Raw genomic sequence first — 16,926 nt, 5'->3', positions numbered from 1 at the left:
ACCAGCGGCCACTACCGGGTCACACCCGTGGGTAGCGCCGGGCCATGCCCGGCGGACCACGAAGGGGCAGCACGTTACCGGAACACCACCGTGCGGTGCCCGTTGAGCAGGATGCGGTGCTCCACATGGCGGCGCACGGCACGCGCCAGCACCAGCGATTCGGTATCACTGCCCAGCCGTACCAGTTCGCGCGGCGCCATCGCGTGGTCCACCCGGGCCACGTCCTGTTCGATGATCGGGCCTTCGTCCAGGTCCTCGGTGACGTAGTGCGCGGTGGCACCGATGATCTTGACCCCGCGCGCGTGTGCCTGGTGGTAGGGCTGCGCGCCCTTGAAGCTGGGCAGGAAGCTGTGGTGGATGTTGATCGCACGGCCGGCCAGCGCGCGGCACAGCGTGGGTGACAGGATCTGCATGTAGCGCGCCAGCACCACCAGGTCGATGCGCTCGCGCTCGACCAGATCGATGATCTGCTGCTCCTGCACCGCGCGCGTATCGGCGGTCACCGGCAGGTGGTGGAACGGCACCTGGTAGGAGGCGGCCAATGGCGCGAAGTCGGCGTGGTTGGACGCCACCGCCGCGATGTCGACCTTCAGCTGGCCGCTGTGGGCGCGGAACAGCAGGTCGTTGAGGCAATGCCCCTGTTTGCTGACCAGCACCAGCAGGCGTGCGCGGCGGCGGCCATCGTGCAGCTGCCAGTCCATGCCGAAGTCCTGGGCGAGCGTGGCCATCGCGGCGTGCACGGTCTCCAGCGGCAGGCCGGCATCGCGATCGAAATGCACGCGCAGGAAGAAGCGGCCGCTTTCCTCGTCGCCGAACTGCTGGGCGTCGAGGATGTTGCAGCCGTGGTCGAACAGCAGGCCGGACACGCGATAGACGATGCCGGTACGGTCGGGGCAGGACAGGGTGAGGATGGAATCGGGGCGCATCGCCACAGTGTAGGGCAGCATCCTGCCCAGCGGCGGGATGATCGCCGATGCAGCCGAACCGATGGGTTCAGTCCCAAGCGATACTTGGCCTCCATCGTGGCAAGCTGGTTGGTCATGAACCTGTTGCAACTGATCCGCAGCTTCACCCGCACCGCAGAGACCGGCAGCATTGCCGCCGCGGCCCGCATCCTTGGCATCAGTGCCACCGCAGTCGGGCAGAACATCAACCGGCTGGAGGCGCACCTGGGCGTACGGCTGCTGAACCGCAGCACGCGCCAGCTGGCGCTCAGCGAGGCCGGGGCGCTGTACCTGGCGCAGGTGCGCCACATCGAGGCCGACCTGGCGCGTGCGCAGGCGATGGTCACCTCCGGCGACATCGAACCGGCCGGGCCGCTGCGCATCGCCAGCAGCAGTGCGTTCGGCCGCCATGTGCTGGCGCCGTTGCTGCCTTCGCTGCAGCAGCGCTACCCGCAACTGCAGCTGGAGCTGCGCCTGACCGACCGCGCCGTGCAGCATGGCCCGGAAGCGGTGGATGCCAGCATCCGCATCGGGGCGCAGCTGGAGGACGGGGTGGTCGCGCGGCAGCTGGCGCGTGTTCCGTTCGTATTCTGCGCCTCGCCGGCCTACCTGAAGGCCCATGGCACGCCGCAGGAACCCGCTGAACTGGGTCGCCATCGCGGGCTGCTGCACCGCTTTCCCACCGATGGCCGGCCATTGCGCTGGGGCCTGCTCAAGGACGGCCAGCGTGTAGACGCTGCGCTGCCGCCCAGCATGGTCTGCGATGACATCGATGCGCTGGCGTCGCTGGCGGTGGCGGGTGCCGGCATCACCCGGCTGGCCGCGTTCGTGGCCGAGCCGTACCTGCGCGATGGCCGCCTGCAGGCGGTGTTCGGCGCCGACAGCGCGTGGCGGCCGGAACCGATGGACGTCTATTTCTGCGTCAGCGACCGCCGCGACTTCACCGCCAAGATCCGCGCGCTGTTCGAACACCTGCGGGCCGGCATGGCGCCGGCCTGGCGGGTGTGAGCCTCAGCGCGCCTTGAACACGCCGCGCGCCTCGCGCGGCTCGCAGCGCAGGTACTGCGGCGCCGCGTCCACGCTGTCACGCAGGGCAGCGGCGGCATGCCACGGCCAGCGCGGGTCGTAGAGGATGCCGCGCGCCAGCGCCACGGCATCGGCGTGGCGATGGCGCAGGATCGATTCAGCCTGCTCGGGCTCGGTGATCATGCCCACCGCGATGACCGGCATGCGCACCTTGGCCTTGATCGCCGCCGCGAACGGCACCTGGTAACCGGGGCCGACGGTGATCTTCTGGCGCTCGTCCAGGCCACCGCTGGAGACATGCAGGACGTTGCAGCCGCGCGCGTCCAGCACCTGGGCCAGTGCTTCGCTCTGCACCAGGTCCCAGCCACCCTCGACCCAGTCGCTGGCGGAAATGCGCACGCCCACCGCGACCTTGTCCGACACCGCCGCGCGTACCGCGTCGAACACTTCCACCAGCAGGCGCAGGCGGTTCGGCAGCGAGCCGCCATAACCGTCGGTACGGTGGTTGCTCAACGGCGACAGGAACTGGTGCAGCAGGTAACCGTGCGCGGCATGCAGCTCGATCAGCTCGAAGCCCAGGCGCTCGGCACGCACCGCACTGGCGGCGAACGCGGCGATCACTTCGGTAATGCCCGCCTCGTCCAGTGCCTGCGGCGCCGCATCGGCGGCGTGGAACGGCAGCGGCGACGGCGCCACGGTGACCCAGCCACGCGCATCATCGGCCGCCAGCTGGCCACCGCCGTCCCAGGGGCGGGCGGTGGATGCCTTGCGGCCGGCATGGCCCAGCTGGATGCCCAGCGGCATCGGCGACCAGCGGCGGACGCTGGCCAGTACCTGTGCCAACGCGGCCTCGGTGCCGTCGTCCCACAGCCCCAGGTCGGCCCAGCTGATGCGGCCGCGCGGTTCGACCGCGGTGGCTTCCAGGATCAGCAGGCCGGCGCCGGACTGCGCCAGGTTGCCCAGGTGCATGGCGTGCCAGTCACTGGCGCGGCCGTCTTCGGCGGAGTACTGGCACATCGGCGCGATGACGATGCGGTTGGACAGGGTCAGGGGGCCGAACGAGATCGGCGAGAACAGCTGGCTCAAGACAGGAATGCACGACGTAGGGGATGCGTATTGCACCGCTGCGCGGCTCGTGGATCAACCATCTGGATGGATCGCTGTTTCGCGGGGACGGGTTGCCGGTAGAGTCGACTGACCGTCGACTGCTTTTCCAACGGCTCTCGAAAGGCCCGCGCTGCGCGCGATAGTCGACTCTACCCAGCCAGTGGCTCGATAACCGACGCCAGCGCCTCGGCGCAGTCCCGCTCGTCCTTGAACTGCAGCAGGTCGTCGGCACGGGTGCGGCCACGATTCACGGCGGCCACCGGCAATCCGGCCCTGGCGGCCGCCTGCACGAAGCGGAACCCGGAGTAGACCATCAGCGACGAGCCCACCACCAGCACGGCGTCGGCCTGCTGCAGGTGATCGTGCACTGCCCCCACGCGGTCGCGTGGCACGTTCTCGCCGAAGAACACCACATCCGGCTTCAGCAGGCCGCCGCAGTACGCGCAATCGGGTACAACGAAGCCGGAGAAATCAGCCTCCAGGTCGGCATCGCCGTCCGGCGCGATGCCGGCCTCCAGCGTGTCCCAGCCGGGGTTGGCGTCCAGCAGGCGCTGCTGGAACTCCCCGCGATCGCTGCGCCGCTCGCAGCCCATGCAGCGCACCTGATCCAGGCGCCCATGCAGGTCGATCACCGTGTGGCTGCCGGCACGCTGGTGCAGGCCATCCACGTTCTGGGTGAGCAGCAGCTGCAGTTTGCCGCGGCGCTCCAGCGCGGCCAGGGCGTGGTGGGTGCCGTTGGGCCGGGCCAGGCCGAAGCGCGGCCAGCCCAGCAGGCTGCGCGCCCAGTAGCGCTGGCGGGTGGCCGCCTCGCCCATGAAGGCCTGGTAGGTCACCGGCGGGGTGCGCTTCCACTGGCCGTCGGTGTCGCGGTAATCGGGGATGCCCGAGGCGGTGCTGCAACCGGCGCCGGTCAGCACGAACAGGCGCTGGGCGCGGTCGATGAAGTCGGTCAGCGGCAGGGTCATGGCTGCCAGATGGGGGCGCCGCAGCGCCCCTGCAAGCGCCGGTTCAGCCGGCGTGCTCAGGCGGCCGGCAGCGGCGGTACCGCGATCGGGTGGCCTTCCTCGTCCAGTGCGATCATCACGAAGTGGCCGCGGGTGCACAGCTTGCGCTCGCCGCTGTGCAGGTCTTCGGCGACCAGTTCCACCTCCACCTTCATCGAGCTGCGGCCGACCTCGACGATGCGGCCGATGGTTTCCACCATCTGGCCGATGCGGATCGGCAGCTTGAAGTCGACCTGGTCGCTACGCGCGGTCACCACGGTACGGCGCGAGTAGCGGGCGGCAGCCAGAAAGGCCGCCTTGTCCATCCAGGCCAGCGCCTGGCCACCGAACAGGGTGCCGAGATGGTTGGTGTGGTTGGGGAAGACGATTTCGGCCATGCGCACTTCGATGGGCGGCACGGTCTCGGGGATCGGGGTCATGGGGGTGCTTCGGTGTGGGGTGCGGCAATTTTAAGCCAGGCCCCGTGCAGGCAGCGCTACACTGCGCCACGCCCACCGCCAGGACCGCCCATGCCCGCCACTTCCGACCTGCTGGCCTTCGCGCTGGTTTCCCTGGCCATGGTGCTCACGCCCGGGCCGAACATGATCTACGTCATCTCGCGCTCGATCTGCCAGGGGCCGATGGCTGGCCTGATCTCGCTGGGCGGGGTGGCGCTGGGCTTCGTGTTCTACATGCTGTGCGCGGCACTGGGCATCACTGCCCTGCTGATGACCGTGCCGTTTGCCTACGACGCGCTGCGCATCGGTGGCGCGCTGTACCTGCTGTACCTGGCGTGGCAGGCGCTCAGGCCCGGCGGCCGTTCGCCGTTCGCGGTGCGCGAGCTGCCGCAGGACAGCCCGCGCAGACTGTTCACGATGGGCTTCCTGACCAATCTGCTGAACCCGAAAGTGGCGGTGATGTACCTGTCGCTGCTGCCGCAGTTCCTGCATCCGGACAGCGAAGGCAGCGTGCTGCTGCAGTCGATCGTGCTGGGCTCCACCCAGATCGCGGTGAGTGTGACCGTGAACGGCATCATCGCGCTGACCGCCGGCAGCATCGCCGGCTTCCTGGCCGCGCGCCCCACCTGGCAGACAGTGCAGCGCTGGCTGATGGGCACGGTGCTGGCCGGGCTGGCGGTACGCATGGCGGTGGAAGGGCGGCGCTAGCCGCGCCTTGTAGCGTCGAGCCATGCTCGACTGCTGTTTGCGAAGACCAGTCGAGCATGGCTCGACGCCACAGAAACGAAAAACCCCGGCATTGGCCGGGGTTTCTCGTTGCGACAGGCCTGACCGGTCCGATCAGAAGTTCATGTCGAAGGCGACTTCGCCCTGCACGCCGACCTGGTAGGCCGAGACGCGGCGTTCGAAGAAGTTGGTCAGTTCCTGCACGTCCTGCAGTTCCATGAACGGCAGCGGGTTGCGCACGTTGTACTTCTTTTCCATACCCAGCTTGGCGAAGTGCTGGTCGGCGCAGTGCTGCAGGTACTGGCGCATGTCGCGGGTCGAGATGCCGGCCACGCCGCCGGACAGCACGTCCTCGGCGAACTGCACTTCGCACTCGATGGCTTCGGCCAGCATGTCGTAGACCTGCTGCTTCATCTCGTCATCGAACAGGTCCGGCTCTTCCTCACGCACCACGCGCACCGACTCGAACGCGAACTCCATGTGCGCGCTCTCGTCGCGGAACACCCAGTTGGTGCCCGAAGCCAGGCCCGGCAGCAGGCCGCGCGAACGGAAGTAGTACACGTAGGCGAAGGCAGCGAAGAAGAACAGGCCTTCGATGCAGGCGGCGAAGCAGATCTGGTTGAGCAGGAACTGGCGACGCTGCGCGCGGGTCTCGATGCGGGTCAGGTCCTGGATCGAGTCGATCCACTTGAAGCAGAAATCGGCCTTCTTCTTGATCGAGTCGATGTTCTCCACCGCCGAGAACGCCTTGGCGCGCTCTTCCGGATCCGGCAGGTAGTTGTCGAGCAGGGTCAGGTAGAACTGCACGTGCAGTGCTTCTTCATACAGCTGGCGCGACAGGTACATGCGCGCTTCGGGCGCATTCAAGTGCTGGTACAGGTTCAGCACCAGGTTGTTGGACACGATCGAATCGCCGGTGGCGAAGAACGCGACCAGGCGGTGGATCAGGTGGCGCTCACCCGGCGACATCTTGCTGTGCAGGTCGGTGATGTCGATCTGGAAGTTGATCTCTTCCACCGTCCAGGTGTTCTTGATCGCGTTCCGGTACATGTCATAGAACTGCGGGTAGCGCATCGGGCGCAGGGTCAGTTCAAAACCGGGATCGAGCAGCATCTGCTTGGGCTTGTCGGCCATGGGTGTTTCCTTGAATTCCTGGGTGAGCCGCCGGGCGTGGCCCGGCGCTACCGTGGGTGATGATCGTTGGCCGGGGTTGCCGGCCAGCGGCCGGCACTACCGCGCGGCGGTGCCGCTGTTACTGGCAGGCCTCGCAGGCTTCCGGGTTTTCCAGCGAGCAGGCAATGGCTTCGTCCGGGCTGAACACCTTGGCCGGGGCCGCCGCGCTCACCGTGGTCTTGGCGATCTTGGTGGCCGGACGCGAACGCAGGTAGTAGGTGGTCTTGATGCCCTGCTTCCAGGCGTACATGTACATGGAGGACATCGCGCCGATGTTCGGGCTTTCCATGAACAGGTTGAGCGAGGCCGACTGGTCGATGAAGGCGCCACGCTCGGCGGCCATGTCGATCAGCGAACGCATCGGCAGTTCCCACGCGGTGCGATAGACCTCGCGCAGCGCTTCCGGGATCTGCGGCAGACCGGCGATGGAACCCTCGGCCAGCTTGATGGCATCGCGCATTTCCGGCGTCCACAGGCCCAGCTTCTTCAGCTCGTTGACCAGGTAACGGTTGACCTGCAGGAAGTCACCGGACAGGGTCTCGCGCTTGAACAGGTTGGACACCTGCGGCTCGACGCACTCGTAGCAGCCGGCGATCGAGGCGATGGTCGCGGTCGGCGCGATCGCGATCATCAGCGAATTGCGCAGGCCGTGTTCCTTGATCCGGGCGCGCAGGGCGTCCCAGCGCGCGGTGTCTTCCGGCACCACGTTCCAGGCGTCGAACTGCAGTTCGCCACTGGCGGCGCGGGTGTCGTTGAACGACGGGTGCTTGCCGCGTTCCTGGGCCAGCTCGCAGGAGGTTTCCAGCGCGTGGAAGTAGATCGCTTCGGCAATCTTCTTCGACAGGGCGCGGGCCTCGGCGCTGTCGAACGGCAGGCGCTTGCGGAAGAACACGTCCTGCAGGCCCATGCAGCCCAGGCCGACCGGTCGCCAGCGCAGGTTGGCGCGGCGGGCGGTCTCGATCGGGTAGAAGTTCAGGTCGATGACACGGTCGAGCTGGCGCACGGCCAGGCGCACGGTCTCGGCCAGCTTCTCGAAGTCGAACTCGTTGTGCTCGTCGAAGTGGTTGCCCAGGTTGATCGAACCCAGGTTGCACACTGCGGTTTCATCGTTGGAGGTGACCTCCAGGATTTCCGTGCACAGGTTGGACAGATGGATCACGTTGCCCGGACGCAGGGTCTGGTTGCTGGCGCGGTTGCACTTGTCCTTGAAGGTCATCCAGCCGTTGCCGGTCTCGGCCAGGGTACGCATCATGCGGGCATACAGCTTGCGCGCGGAGATGGTGCGGTTGGCCTTGCCCTGCGCTTCGGCCTGCAGGTAGGCCTGCTCGAAGGCTTCGCCGAACAGGTCGGTGAACTCCGGCACGACGCGCGGATCGAACAGCGACCATTCCTGGTCGGCCTCGACGCGCTTCATGAACAGGTCCGGCACCCAGTTGGCCAGGTTCAGGTTGTGCGCACGGCGGGCTTCGTCACCGGTGTTGTCACGCAGTTCGAGGAAGTCCTCGATGTCGGCGTGCCAGGTTTCCAGGTACACGCAGGCCGCGCCCTTGCGCTTGCCGCCCTGGTTCACCGCGGCCACCGACGAATCCATGGTCTTCAGCCACGGCACGATGCCGTTGGAGTGGCCGTTGGTCGACTTGATCAGCGAGCCACGCGAACGCACGCGGGTGTAGCTGACGCCGATGCCGCCGGAGAACTTCGACAGCTGGGCGATGTCGCCGTACTTGGCATAGATCGACTCCAGCGAGTCCTGCGGCGAGTCCAGCAGGAAGCACGAGGACAGCTGCTCGTGGGTGGTGCCGGAGTTGAACAGGGTCGGGCTGGACGGCAGGTAGTCCAGGTTGCCCATGCGCTTGTACAGCGCCAGGGTCTCGGACACGTCCTCGCTCAGCGCACTGGCGATGCGCAGGAAGAACTGCTGCGGGGTCTCGATCACCTTGCGGGTGTGCGGGTGGCGCAGCAGGTAACGGTCGTACAGGGTACGCAGGCCGAAGTAATCGAAGTTCAGGTCCAGCGCGCCGTCGATGGCGTCGTTGAGCTTGCGTGCATTGGTCTGCACGAAGTTCAGCAGGCGGTCGTTGATCAGGCCGACTTCATGGCCACGGCTGACCGACTGCGAGAAGGCGTAGATTTCCTGGCCCGAGACTTCCTTGGCGATGTAGTTGGCCAGCAGCCGCGCGGCAAGGCGGCCGTACTCGGGCTCTTCACCGATCAGCAGGGCGGCGGTGCGGATGGACAGCTCGTCCAGCTCGCGGGTGGTGGCGCCGTTGTACAGGCCGGAAATGGTGCGGGTGGCCACGCGCATCGGATCGACGGCGTGCAGGCCTTCAGAGGAACGCTGCACCGCACGCACGATCTTGTTCAGGTCCACCAGTTCGGTGGTCCCATTGCGCTTGGTCACACTCATCGCGTTGGCCGTCGGCGGCGACGTCAACAGGAATTCGCTTTCCTTCTCGATGGTGGCGCTGGATTCGGTGCTCACGGCGTGTGTCCTCTTGGCGTGATTGGGGGTGCTCGATGCATCGGGTGACGCGGCCCGGGACATGACAGCCCAGGGTGACAGGACGGCGTCGCAGGGAATGAGACCTGCGCCGGCCACTGCCGTTGACGATCGCGGAGGGGTACTGGGGCCACCCCCTGGAATTGGGGTTGCTGCGACCGACGGCCACAAGATAGTGGGGGTAATGGGGTCCGTCAACGCCAAATGTAGTGAAATTCGGCAATCCCTTGCGCCGCAAGGATCGTGCCATCGGCGCCTGGATCGGACGCTTCAGACCTGCCGGAACGGGCTGCGCAGTCAAGCCCGAAAGGCGTCATTGCGGTGGCACAACGCACCGCGAAAACGGAACAATGACAGCTTCACATGACAGTGATGAAACTGGCTAGGGACAACCCTGTGGATAGATCGTGGGCAGCCGGTGGGAATCCGGTGGATGCCGGGATCACCCTCCGGGCAGCGACGCGAGGCTGAGTATGTCGGCCGGACCGGAAGAGCGGCCGCAGGGAAACGCCGTTGCGCCCTATCCCCCGATCATTGCCGGCCAGCGGCCGGCACTACCGGAATCCCAAAGTGGGCGTGCTGGCCGCTGGCCGGCAATGCACGCCCGCAGAGTCGCTCACGCCCGGTGCGGGGTGCCCAGGTACTCGGCGCTCTGCATCTCGATCAGGCGCGAGGCGGTGCGCTCGAAGGCGCCCTGCAGGCGCTGGCCGGTGTACAGCTCGATCGGCGAGGTGCTGGCGGTGCAGACCAGGTTGACGTGGCGGTCGTACAGCTCGTCGATCAGGTTGACGAAGCGGCGCGCGGCATCCTCATTCAAGCGGTCGAAGGCGGGAATGCCGCCCAGCAGCACCGTGTTGAACTCGTGCGCGATCTCGATGTAATCCGACGGCCCACGCGGGCCCTCGCACAGCGCGGCGAAATCGAACCAGGCGATGCTCTTGCCGCGGCCCCGGACCGGGATCTTGCGGCCCTCGATCTCGATGTTGCCGGGCTTGGCCGGCTGGCCGCCGCTCAGTTCGCTCCAGCGCGTGGCCAACCAGTCGTCGCTGTCGGCCGCCAGCGGTGCGCGGTACACCGGCGAGCGGGTCAGCGCGCGCATCCGGTAGTCCTCGGTGCCTTCGGCGTACAGCTCCACGCAGAAGCGCTGCAGCAGGCCGATGGCCGGCAGGAAGCTCTCGCGCTGCAGGCCGTTGAGGTAGAGGTTCTCCACCGCGGTGTTGGAGGTGGTGACCAGGGTCACGCCCTCGGCGAACAGGCGCTCCAGCAGCCGCGCCAGCAGCATCGCGTCACCGATGTCGGTGACGAAGAACTCGTCCAGCACCAGCACGCGCAGGTTGCTGCGCCATTCCTGGGCGATCTTCGCCAGCGGGTCGCTCTGGCCCTGGTGCTCGCGCAGGCGCTCGTGGACGCTGCGCATGAATCGGTGGAAGTGGGTGCGGTACTTCTGCCTGATCGGCAGGCCGTCGTAGAACAGGTCGACCAGGAAGGTCTTGCCGCGGCCGACGCCGCCCCAGAAGTACAGGCCCTTGACCGGCTCGGGCTTTTTCCAGAACGAGGACAGGCGGTCCAGCCAGCCGTCCTCGGCACTGTCCAGCAGGGCCAGGTGGATGCGGTCCAGCTCGGCCAGCGCCGCATGCTGGGCCGGATCGTCCTGCCAGTCACCGCGGGCGACCCCTTCCGCGTACCGCTGCGACGGGGTCAGCTCGGTTGTACTCATGCCGCCGCGCCCAGCCAGTGCTTCACGCCGTGGGTCAGCGCGCCACGCAGGTCGATCAGCTTGCGGTGGAAGAAGTGGCTGGTCTCGGGCATGCGCACCAGCTCATGCGGGAACTCCAGCGTGTCCAGCCACTGGTAGACGGCCTGCGGATCGACGATCTCGTCCTGCTCGCCCTGGATCACCAGCCAGCGCGCCGGCGGCACGATGCCATCGAAATCCCAGCGCCCGGCCGGCGGCGCGATCGAGATCAGCGCTTCCGGCTGCAGCGCGGCGGCGGCCTTCAGCGACACGAACGAACCGAAGCTGAAACCGGCCAGCCACAGGCGGTCGTGCGGGCGCTGGCTGCGCACCCAGGCGGCGACCGCCTTCAGGTCGTCCTGCTCGCCCACGCCGCCATCGAAGGTACCGGCCGAAGCGCCGACGCTGCGGAAGTTGAAGCGCACCGTGGCGATGCCCAGCTCGCGTAGGGTCGTGGCGGTCATGGTGACCACCTTGTTGTGCAGGGTGCCGCCCTCGGTGGACAGCGGATGGCAGACGATGGCCACGATCGGCTGTGCCGGCACGTCGGCCTTGGGCAGGTCGACGACCACTTCCAGCGGGCCGGCCGGGCCGTACAGTTCGAGGCAGGCGGTTTCGCCGGGGGCGACGGGGAACGAAGGCTTGTGCATGGCACCATGATACCGTCCCCCGCCCCTGCCCTGTGCCCGTCCCATGCTCTTCCTGTCTTTAGCCGTGATCTGCAGCGTGCTGGTTTCGGTGTTGTTGAAGATGGCCGGACGCCGCCAACTGGATGTTGCGCAGATGGTCACCTGGAACTATCTGGTGGCGGCAACGCTCACCGCCGTGGTGCTGCAGCCGCCGCTGGATGCGCTGCGCGCGCCACATGCCCCGTGGCTGTCCTTGCTGGCGCTGGCGGTGGTGCTGCCCTCGATCTTCCTGGTGCTGGGCCGCGCCGTGGCGGTGGCCGGCATCGTCCGCAGTGACGTGGCGCAGCGCTTGTCGCTGCTGCTGTCACTGGCCGCCGCGTTCCTGTTCTTCGGCCAGACCGCCACGCCGTGGAAGCTGGCCGGGCTCGGCCTGGGCCTGCTGGCGATGGTGGCGATCAGCCTGCGCCCACGCAGGCCGGTGGTCGCGTCCGCGCCCGGCGGCTGGGGCTGGCTGCTGGGGGTATGGGCCGGGTTTGCGGTGGTGGACGTGCTGCTCAAGCAGGTGGCGCTGTCCGGCACGCCGTCGATGGCGGCGGTGCTGGCCAGCTTCAGCGTGGCCTTCGTGCTGATGCTGGCGTTGCAGCTGTGGCGGCACTTCAGCGGTCGCAGCCGGCTGGCCTGGCGCAACCTGGGCGCGGGTGCGCTGCTGGGCCTGCTCAATGGCGGCAACATCCTCTTCTATGTACACGCGCACCAGGCGATGCCGGACAGCCCGGCCACCGTGTTCGCCGGCATGAACATCGGGGTGGTGGTCTTGGGCGCGCTGGTAGGTGTGTTCGCCTTCGGCGAGGCCACCACGAAGTGGAACCGCGCGGGGCTGGCGCTGGCGGTGCTGGCGATCGGGTTCATCGCCTGGGGGTGAGCGTTGGTTGCGGCGGGCCATTTCCGCGCCCGCGGTGGGATGTCACTTTTCTTTTCGCGCGAAAAGAAAAGTAACCAAAAGAAACGCGCCGCCAGCCGCGAGCCGGTGCTGTGCACCGGTACCCTGCGCTTCTCGGTGAACCAGGGGACGGCGCCGAACTCGCTGCGCTCAGACATCGGCGCCTCTTCGCCCCTGATTCACCTGCGATGCTCGGCTCGCTTGAAGGCGGACTGGTAGATCAAAAGCAACGGCAGCATCCGTGCCGATCAAGGTCCCTCCCAGAGCAGATCCCCGGCGAACCCTATCTGTCGAAGCCCAGCAGCAGCGGGTCGTGGTCGGAGCTGCGCCACGGGCCCTGCACGTTGCGGCCCTGGTAACCGCTGGCGTCCTGCTCGTCGGCGTTGCTGTGCCATTCGGCGGCACCACGCAGGCGCTTGGCCATGCCCGGGTTCAGCAGCGCGTGGTCGAGACGGCCGGTGTAACCGTTGTAGACGTAGCTGTAGGGATGCTCGACCTTGGCCACCTTGAACGCGTCCTGCCAGCCCAGGTCACGCAGGGTGCGGATCGGATCTTCCATCGCGTAGGCGTTGAAATCGCCAAGCAGCACCGCGTCCCTGGCACCGGTACCGGTCGGGTCGGTCTGCAGCCAGGCGTGCAGCTGCTGCGCCGAGGTCACGCGGGTGGCGTTCCAGCAGCCCTGGTTGTCGTTGTGGTCGGCGTCGGCACCGCTCGCATCGCGGCAGCCCTTCGACTTGAAGTGGTTGGCGACCACCACGAACGGCGCACCGTGCTTGCCCTGGAAGGCCTGCGCCAGCGGCACGCGGCTGTGCTCGACGAACGGGCCGCCGGTCAGTGTGGCCGGCTTGCCCAGCGGTTGCAGGCGGTTGCTGCGATAGATGATGCCGACCCGGATCGGGTTGTCGCCGGGGCCGTTGCCGGCGTCGACGAAGTGCCAGTCGCCCTGCGCGCCGCGGTCGCGGTTGAGCGCATCGACCAGTTCGGCGATAGCCGACTGCGGGCCGTAGCCGTCGTTCTCCAGTTCCATCAGCGCAGCGACATCGGCGCCCAGCGCGTTGACCGTGGTGACCAGCTTGGCGAGCTGCGCCTTGTGCTCGTCCAGCGTGCGCGCGCCGCGCAACGTCGGGAAACCACCGCCCTGGCCGTCACCATTGAAGAAGTTCTCCAGGTTGAAGGCGGCCACGTGCAGGCTGCCCGGCACCGTGGGCACTGCCGGGCGCTTCAGTTCCGGCAGCTTCAGCGCGCCTTCGACCCGCAGGCGCGGATGGCCCTGCGCGTCCACGCGCACGATGCCCTCCACGTTGCGCAGCTGCATGCCGGTGCGCAGCACCGGATTGCCCGGCAGGTAAGGCACGCTGGCGGGGTCGCGGGCATCACGGCCATCTTCCAGCACCAGGCGGCGGCGCTGGTTGTCGGCCATCACCTGCTCATAGCCGGCAGAGCCCGGCGCGGCCACTTCGGTCGGCTGCCAGAGGCGGCCATCGAAGGCCACGGTGAGCTGGCCGAAGCGCTCCAGGCCGTCGGTACCGGCCAGGGTGAGCGGCGCAGCGATGCGCACGCGCTGCCCATCCAGCGCGCGCCAGTCGGCCGGCGCGGCGGTCAGCACCACCGGGGCGCTGCTGCGCGCGGCAGGGGGCGTCGCGATCGGCGTGGCCTGCGGCTGGGCCTGGGCGAACGCGCCGGCCGGCAGCAGCAGGGACAGGGCAAGGGCGAGGGAGCGGCGGCGCATCGACGGGCGATTCCTGGGAAGAGGGCGCACAGACTAACCCTGAAATGCGAAGCCCCGCCTGCAGGCGGGGTTTTGAGCTTGGTGGGCAAAGCCGCAGGCGGCGGACGGAGAACGACCGGGGCGATGGGGCGACCGGCGGGTAGAGTCGACTGTCAGTCGACTATCGCGCGCAGCGCGGGCTTTTTCGGTGGCGTTGGGAAGAGCAGTCGACTAGCAGTCGACTCTACCCCCGTTCCGCGGTTCCGCCATCCGGTTCGGCCGTTCCCTGTTTCGACGTTTCCGCCGTTTCGCGGTTTGGCCGTTCCGGCGGTTACTTCAGGTTGGCCAGCATCCAGTCCACGGTGGCGTGGATCTGTTCTTCGGTCAGCGCCGGGTTGCCGCCCTTGGGCGGCATGATGCCGCCGTCGGGGCCGGTATAGCCCTCGATGGCGTGCTTGTAGAGGGTGTCCTTGCCCTGCGCGATGCGCTTGTCCCAATGCGAATGGTCCAGCGTCGGTGCCATGCCCACACCGTTGGTGTGGCAGGCGGTGCACAGGTTGTCGAAGATCACCTTGCCATCCTTGGTGCCGCCGTAGGCCACCTGCGACGCCGCCTTGGCCAGCGCGGCGGCCTTGGCCGCGGCCTGCGCGGCGGCGCCGGTGCTGCCGGCATAGACCGCGCCGGTGGGCGAAATGCGCTGTTCGGTGCGCTTGGCCGCAGTGGGCGACACCTCGGGCGGAATCCGGGTGTGCAGGTAGGCGGCAAGGAGGATGAGGCCGAGGGTGATGGTCGCCAGCAGCGCGATCACCATGGAGAAGCGTTTCAGGAACTCCAGATCGTAATTCCGCACTCTTCGTTACCCCTGGCTGATAGTCGTTGGACCACGGCTGAGCGACTGCGTGATGGACCGAGTATAGAACGCGCCTTGCGTGCGACAACAGGCGTCAATGCTGGTGCGGCGCAGCATGCCGGGGGCTGGGGTCAGATCTCTTTTGCGCCGCAAAAGGGATCTGACCCCAGCAACAGAAGCCGGCCAGCGGCCGGCGCTACCGGATTACCGGGGCGCCGATCGCGCGCAGGCAGAAGCTGCAGATCGCATCCACCAGCGCATCCTCGTCGCGGTGCGCTTCGCGGCTGGGTGCGGTGGGGCCGACCATCGCCTCGGTGAAGGCTCCGACCAGGCAGGCGGCGGCCACATGCGCGTCCTGCGCCGGCAGTTCGCCGGCCGCCACGCCTTCTTCGACCAGCCGCAGGAACACGTCGCCAAACGCACGGCGGCCGCGCATGCGTTCGGCTTCCACGTCCGGATCGACCGGTTCGACGATGAAAGCGTGCGCCAGCCCCGGCCCGGCCAGGGCGCGGCGGACGAAGGCGGTGATCGCCAGCCGCAGGCGCTCGCTGGCCGCCTCCGGGCCACTGGCGATGCGCTCCATGATCGCGACCTCGTGGGCCACGGCGGCGTTGAGGACCTCCACGAACAGCTCGGCCTTGGACGGGAAGTGGCGGTAGATCAGGCCGGTGGACACCCCCGCCTGGGTCGCCACGGCGGTCACCGGGGCGTTGCGCCAGCCGCCGGTCGCGACCAGCTCGCGGGTGGCCAGCAGGATCCGTTCACGGGCGCCCGCCAGGCGTTCTTCCATCAATGCAGAGCGTTTATAGGCCATGTTCTGATTCTAGTTTCAATTTTTGAATTCGTATTCACTTCTTATCCGAACCCCGCTACGCTGGGGCCATCGCCCGTGCGGGTGGCGGTCCTGCCGACCGCCGCCCGCTCCCCCGCCGGGTGCGTCCATTTCCTGCCATCCCGCCGTGGAGCCACCACAATGCACGTGCCATCCCTGAACTTCGATCTTGGCGAAGACATCGACCTGCTGCGCCAGAGCGTGGCCCATTTTGCCGCCGCCGAGGTCGCACCGCTGGCCGCCGAGGCCGATGCCAGCAACCAGTTCCCGCTGGCCCTGTGGCCGAAGCTGGGCGAGCAGGGCCTGCTCGGCCTCACCGTGGAAGAAGCATACGGCGGTACCGGCATGGGCTACCTGGCCCACGTGGTGGCGATGGAAGAAATCTCGCGCGCCTCCGGTGGCATCGGCCTGTCCTATGGCGCGCACTCCAACCTGTGCGTGAACCAGCTGCGCAAGAACGGCAATGAGGAACAGAAGCAGCGCTTCCTGCCCGGCCTGTGCGATGGCAGCCTGGTCGGTGCGCTGGCAATGAGCGAGCCGGGGGCCGGCTCGGACGTGGTGTCGATGAAGCTTCGCGCCGACAAGCGCGGCGACCGCTACGTGCTCAACGGCAACAAGATGTGGATCACCAACGGCCCGGATGCCGACGTGCTGGTGGTCTACGCCAAGACCGACATGGACGCCGGCGCCAAGGGCATCACCGCGTTCCTGGTCGAGAAGGGCATGAAGGGCTTCTCCACCGCGCAGAAGCTGGACAAGCTGGGCATGCGTTCTTCGCCTACCTGCGAGCTGGTGTTCCAGGACTGCGAGATTCCCGAAGAGAACGTGCTGGGCCAGGTCGGCGGTGGCGTGCGCGTGCTGATGTCCGGCCTGGACTACGAGCGCGTGGTGCTGTCCGGTGGCCCGCTGGGGCTGATGGCCGCGGCCATGGACGTGGTGATGCCCTACGTGCACGAACGCCACCAGTTCGGCGAACCGATCGGCAGCTTCCAGCTGATCCAGGCCAAGATCGCCGACATGTACGTGGGCCTGGGCGCCTGCCGCGCCTACGTCTATGCCGTGGCGCGCGCCTGCGACCAGGGCCGCACGACCCGCCAGGACGCCGCCGGTGCCATCCTGTACGCCGCCGAGAAGGCCACCTGGCTGACCGGCCAGGCGATCCAGATCCTCGGTGGCAACGGCTACATCAATGAATACCCGACCGGCCGCTTGTGGCGCGACGCCAAGCTGTATGAAATCGGCGCCGGCACCTCGGAGATCCGCCGCATGCTGATCGGCCGCGAACTGTTCCAGCGCACCCTGTAAGGCCACCGCG

15 protein-coding genes are annotated in these 16,926 nt (G+C 67.7%); 4 read left to right on the top strand and 11 right to left on the bottom strand.

Annotation, left to right across the window (positions count from 1 at the left end; translation table 11 throughout):
* Positions 1 to 74: 74 nt before the first annotated feature.
* Positions 75 to 926 (bottom strand): formyltetrahydrofolate deformylase, encoded by an 852-nt coding sequence (gene purU, locus NSQ78_RS01180; RefSeq protein WP_026347242.1) that lies wholly within the window; start codon positions 924 to 926, stop codon positions 75 to 77.
* A 114-nt stretch (positions 927 to 1,040) separates the two neighbouring features.
* Here purU and NSQ78_RS01175 point away from each other — a divergent pair, with 114 nt between their 5' ends.
* On the top strand, positions 1,041 to 1,952 hold the full coding sequence (locus NSQ78_RS01175; RefSeq protein WP_053462614.1) for a LysR family transcriptional regulator: 912 nt from the start codon (positions 1,041 to 1,043) through the stop codon (positions 1,950 to 1,952).
* Positions 1,953 to 1,955: 3 nt separating this feature from the next.
* Here the strand turns inward: NSQ78_RS01175 and NSQ78_RS01170 are convergent, their stop codons facing one another.
* From NSQ78_RS01170 to NSQ78_RS01160, 3 genes are all read right to left on the bottom strand, one after another.
* On the bottom strand, positions 1,956 to 3,056 hold the full coding sequence (locus NSQ78_RS01170; protein ID WP_080473084.1) for an NADH:flavin oxidoreductase/NADH oxidase: 1,101 nt from the start codon (positions 3,054 to 3,056) through the stop codon (positions 1,956 to 1,958).
* 170 nt (positions 3,057 to 3,226) lie between these two features.
* Positions 3,227 to 4,042, bottom strand: coding sequence for an NAD-dependent protein deacetylase (locus NSQ78_RS01165; protein WP_064237428.1), 816 nt, complete (start codon positions 4,040 to 4,042; stop codon positions 3,227 to 3,229).
* Positions 4,043 to 4,098: 56 nt separating this feature from the next.
* Positions 4,099 to 4,500, bottom strand: coding sequence for an acyl-CoA thioesterase (locus tag NSQ78_RS01160; protein ID WP_005407672.1), 402 nt, complete (start codon positions 4,498 to 4,500; stop codon positions 4,099 to 4,101).
* 90 nt (positions 4,501 to 4,590) lie between these two features.
* Between NSQ78_RS01160 and NSQ78_RS01155 the strand changes: the two genes are divergently transcribed.
* Positions 4,591 to 5,226 carry a LysE family translocator gene (locus NSQ78_RS01155; protein WP_064237427.1) on the top strand — a complete coding sequence of 212 codons (636 nt, stop codon included), beginning with the start codon at positions 4,591 to 4,593 and terminating at the stop codon, positions 5,224 to 5,226.
* A 132-nt stretch (positions 5,227 to 5,358) separates the two neighbouring features.
* On the opposite strand, the gene NSQ78_RS01150 is transcribed toward NSQ78_RS01155, so the two are convergent.
* The 4 genes from NSQ78_RS01150 to NSQ78_RS01135 form a co-directional block, all read right to left on the bottom strand.
* Positions 5,359 to 6,378, bottom strand: coding sequence for a ribonucleotide-diphosphate reductase subunit beta (locus NSQ78_RS01150; RefSeq protein WP_014035600.1), 1,020 nt, complete (start codon positions 6,376 to 6,378; stop codon positions 5,359 to 5,361).
* A 118-nt stretch (positions 6,379 to 6,496) separates the two neighbouring features.
* Complete coding sequence (locus NSQ78_RS01145; RefSeq protein ID WP_053461869.1) at positions 6,497 to 8,899, bottom strand: ribonucleoside-diphosphate reductase subunit alpha; 2,403 nt, start codon at positions 8,897 to 8,899, stop codon at positions 6,497 to 6,499.
* 634 nt (positions 8,900 to 9,533) lie between these two features.
* Positions 9,534 to 10,634: a cell division protein ZapE gene (gene zapE, locus NSQ78_RS01140; RefSeq protein ID WP_049465448.1), complete on the bottom strand. Its 1,101-nt coding sequence runs from the start codon at positions 10,632 to 10,634 to the stop codon at positions 9,534 to 9,536.
* A complete protein-coding gene (locus tag NSQ78_RS01135) occupies positions 10,631 to 11,302 on the bottom strand; it encodes a CocE/NonD family hydrolase (RefSeq protein WP_064237426.1) in 672 nt (223 codons plus the stop codon). Before NSQ78_RS01135 ends, zapE begins: the two co-directional genes overlap by 4 nt.
* Positions 11,303 to 11,345: 43 nt before the next feature.
* On the opposite strand from NSQ78_RS01135, the gene NSQ78_RS01130 reads away from it, so the two are divergent.
* Positions 11,346 to 12,203, top strand: coding sequence for an EamA family transporter (locus NSQ78_RS01130; RefSeq protein ID WP_064237425.1), 858 nt, complete (start codon positions 11,346 to 11,348; stop codon positions 12,201 to 12,203).
* Positions 12,204 to 12,504: 301 nt separating this feature from the next.
* On the opposite strand, the gene NSQ78_RS01125 is transcribed toward NSQ78_RS01130, so the two are convergent.
* The 3 genes from NSQ78_RS01125 to NSQ78_RS01115 form a co-directional block, all read right to left on the bottom strand.
* A complete protein-coding gene (locus tag NSQ78_RS01125; protein WP_064237424.1) occupies positions 12,505 to 13,950 on the bottom strand; it encodes an ExeM/NucH family extracellular endonuclease in 1,446 nt (481 codons plus the stop codon).
* Between the two features lie 310 nt (positions 13,951 to 14,260).
* Positions 14,261 to 14,779, bottom strand: a complete 519-nt coding sequence (locus tag NSQ78_RS01120; RefSeq protein ID WP_049467966.1) for a c-type cytochrome — start codon at positions 14,777 to 14,779, stop codon at positions 14,261 to 14,263.
* Between the two features lie 196 nt (positions 14,780 to 14,975).
* Entirely contained in the window at positions 14,976 to 15,593 is a 618-nt protein-coding gene (locus NSQ78_RS01115) for a TetR/AcrR family transcriptional regulator (protein WP_049467968.1), read from the bottom strand.
* A gap of 159 nt (positions 15,594 to 15,752) precedes the next feature.
* On the opposite strand from NSQ78_RS01115, the gene NSQ78_RS01110 reads away from it, so the two are divergent.
* Complete coding sequence (locus NSQ78_RS01110; protein WP_053461863.1) at positions 15,753 to 16,916, top strand: isovaleryl-CoA dehydrogenase; 1,164 nt, start codon at positions 15,753 to 15,755, stop codon at positions 16,914 to 16,916.
* Positions 16,917 to 16,926: the final 10 nt, after the last annotated feature.

Origin of the sequence: Stenotrophomonas sp. FSL W7-1447 (assembly GCF_037966425.1) — a bacterium.
GTDB classification, from domain to species: domain Bacteria; phylum Pseudomonadota; class Gammaproteobacteria; order Xanthomonadales; family Xanthomonadaceae; genus Stenotrophomonas; species Stenotrophomonas pavanii.
This window is presented reverse-complemented; position numbering and strand designations above follow the sequence as displayed.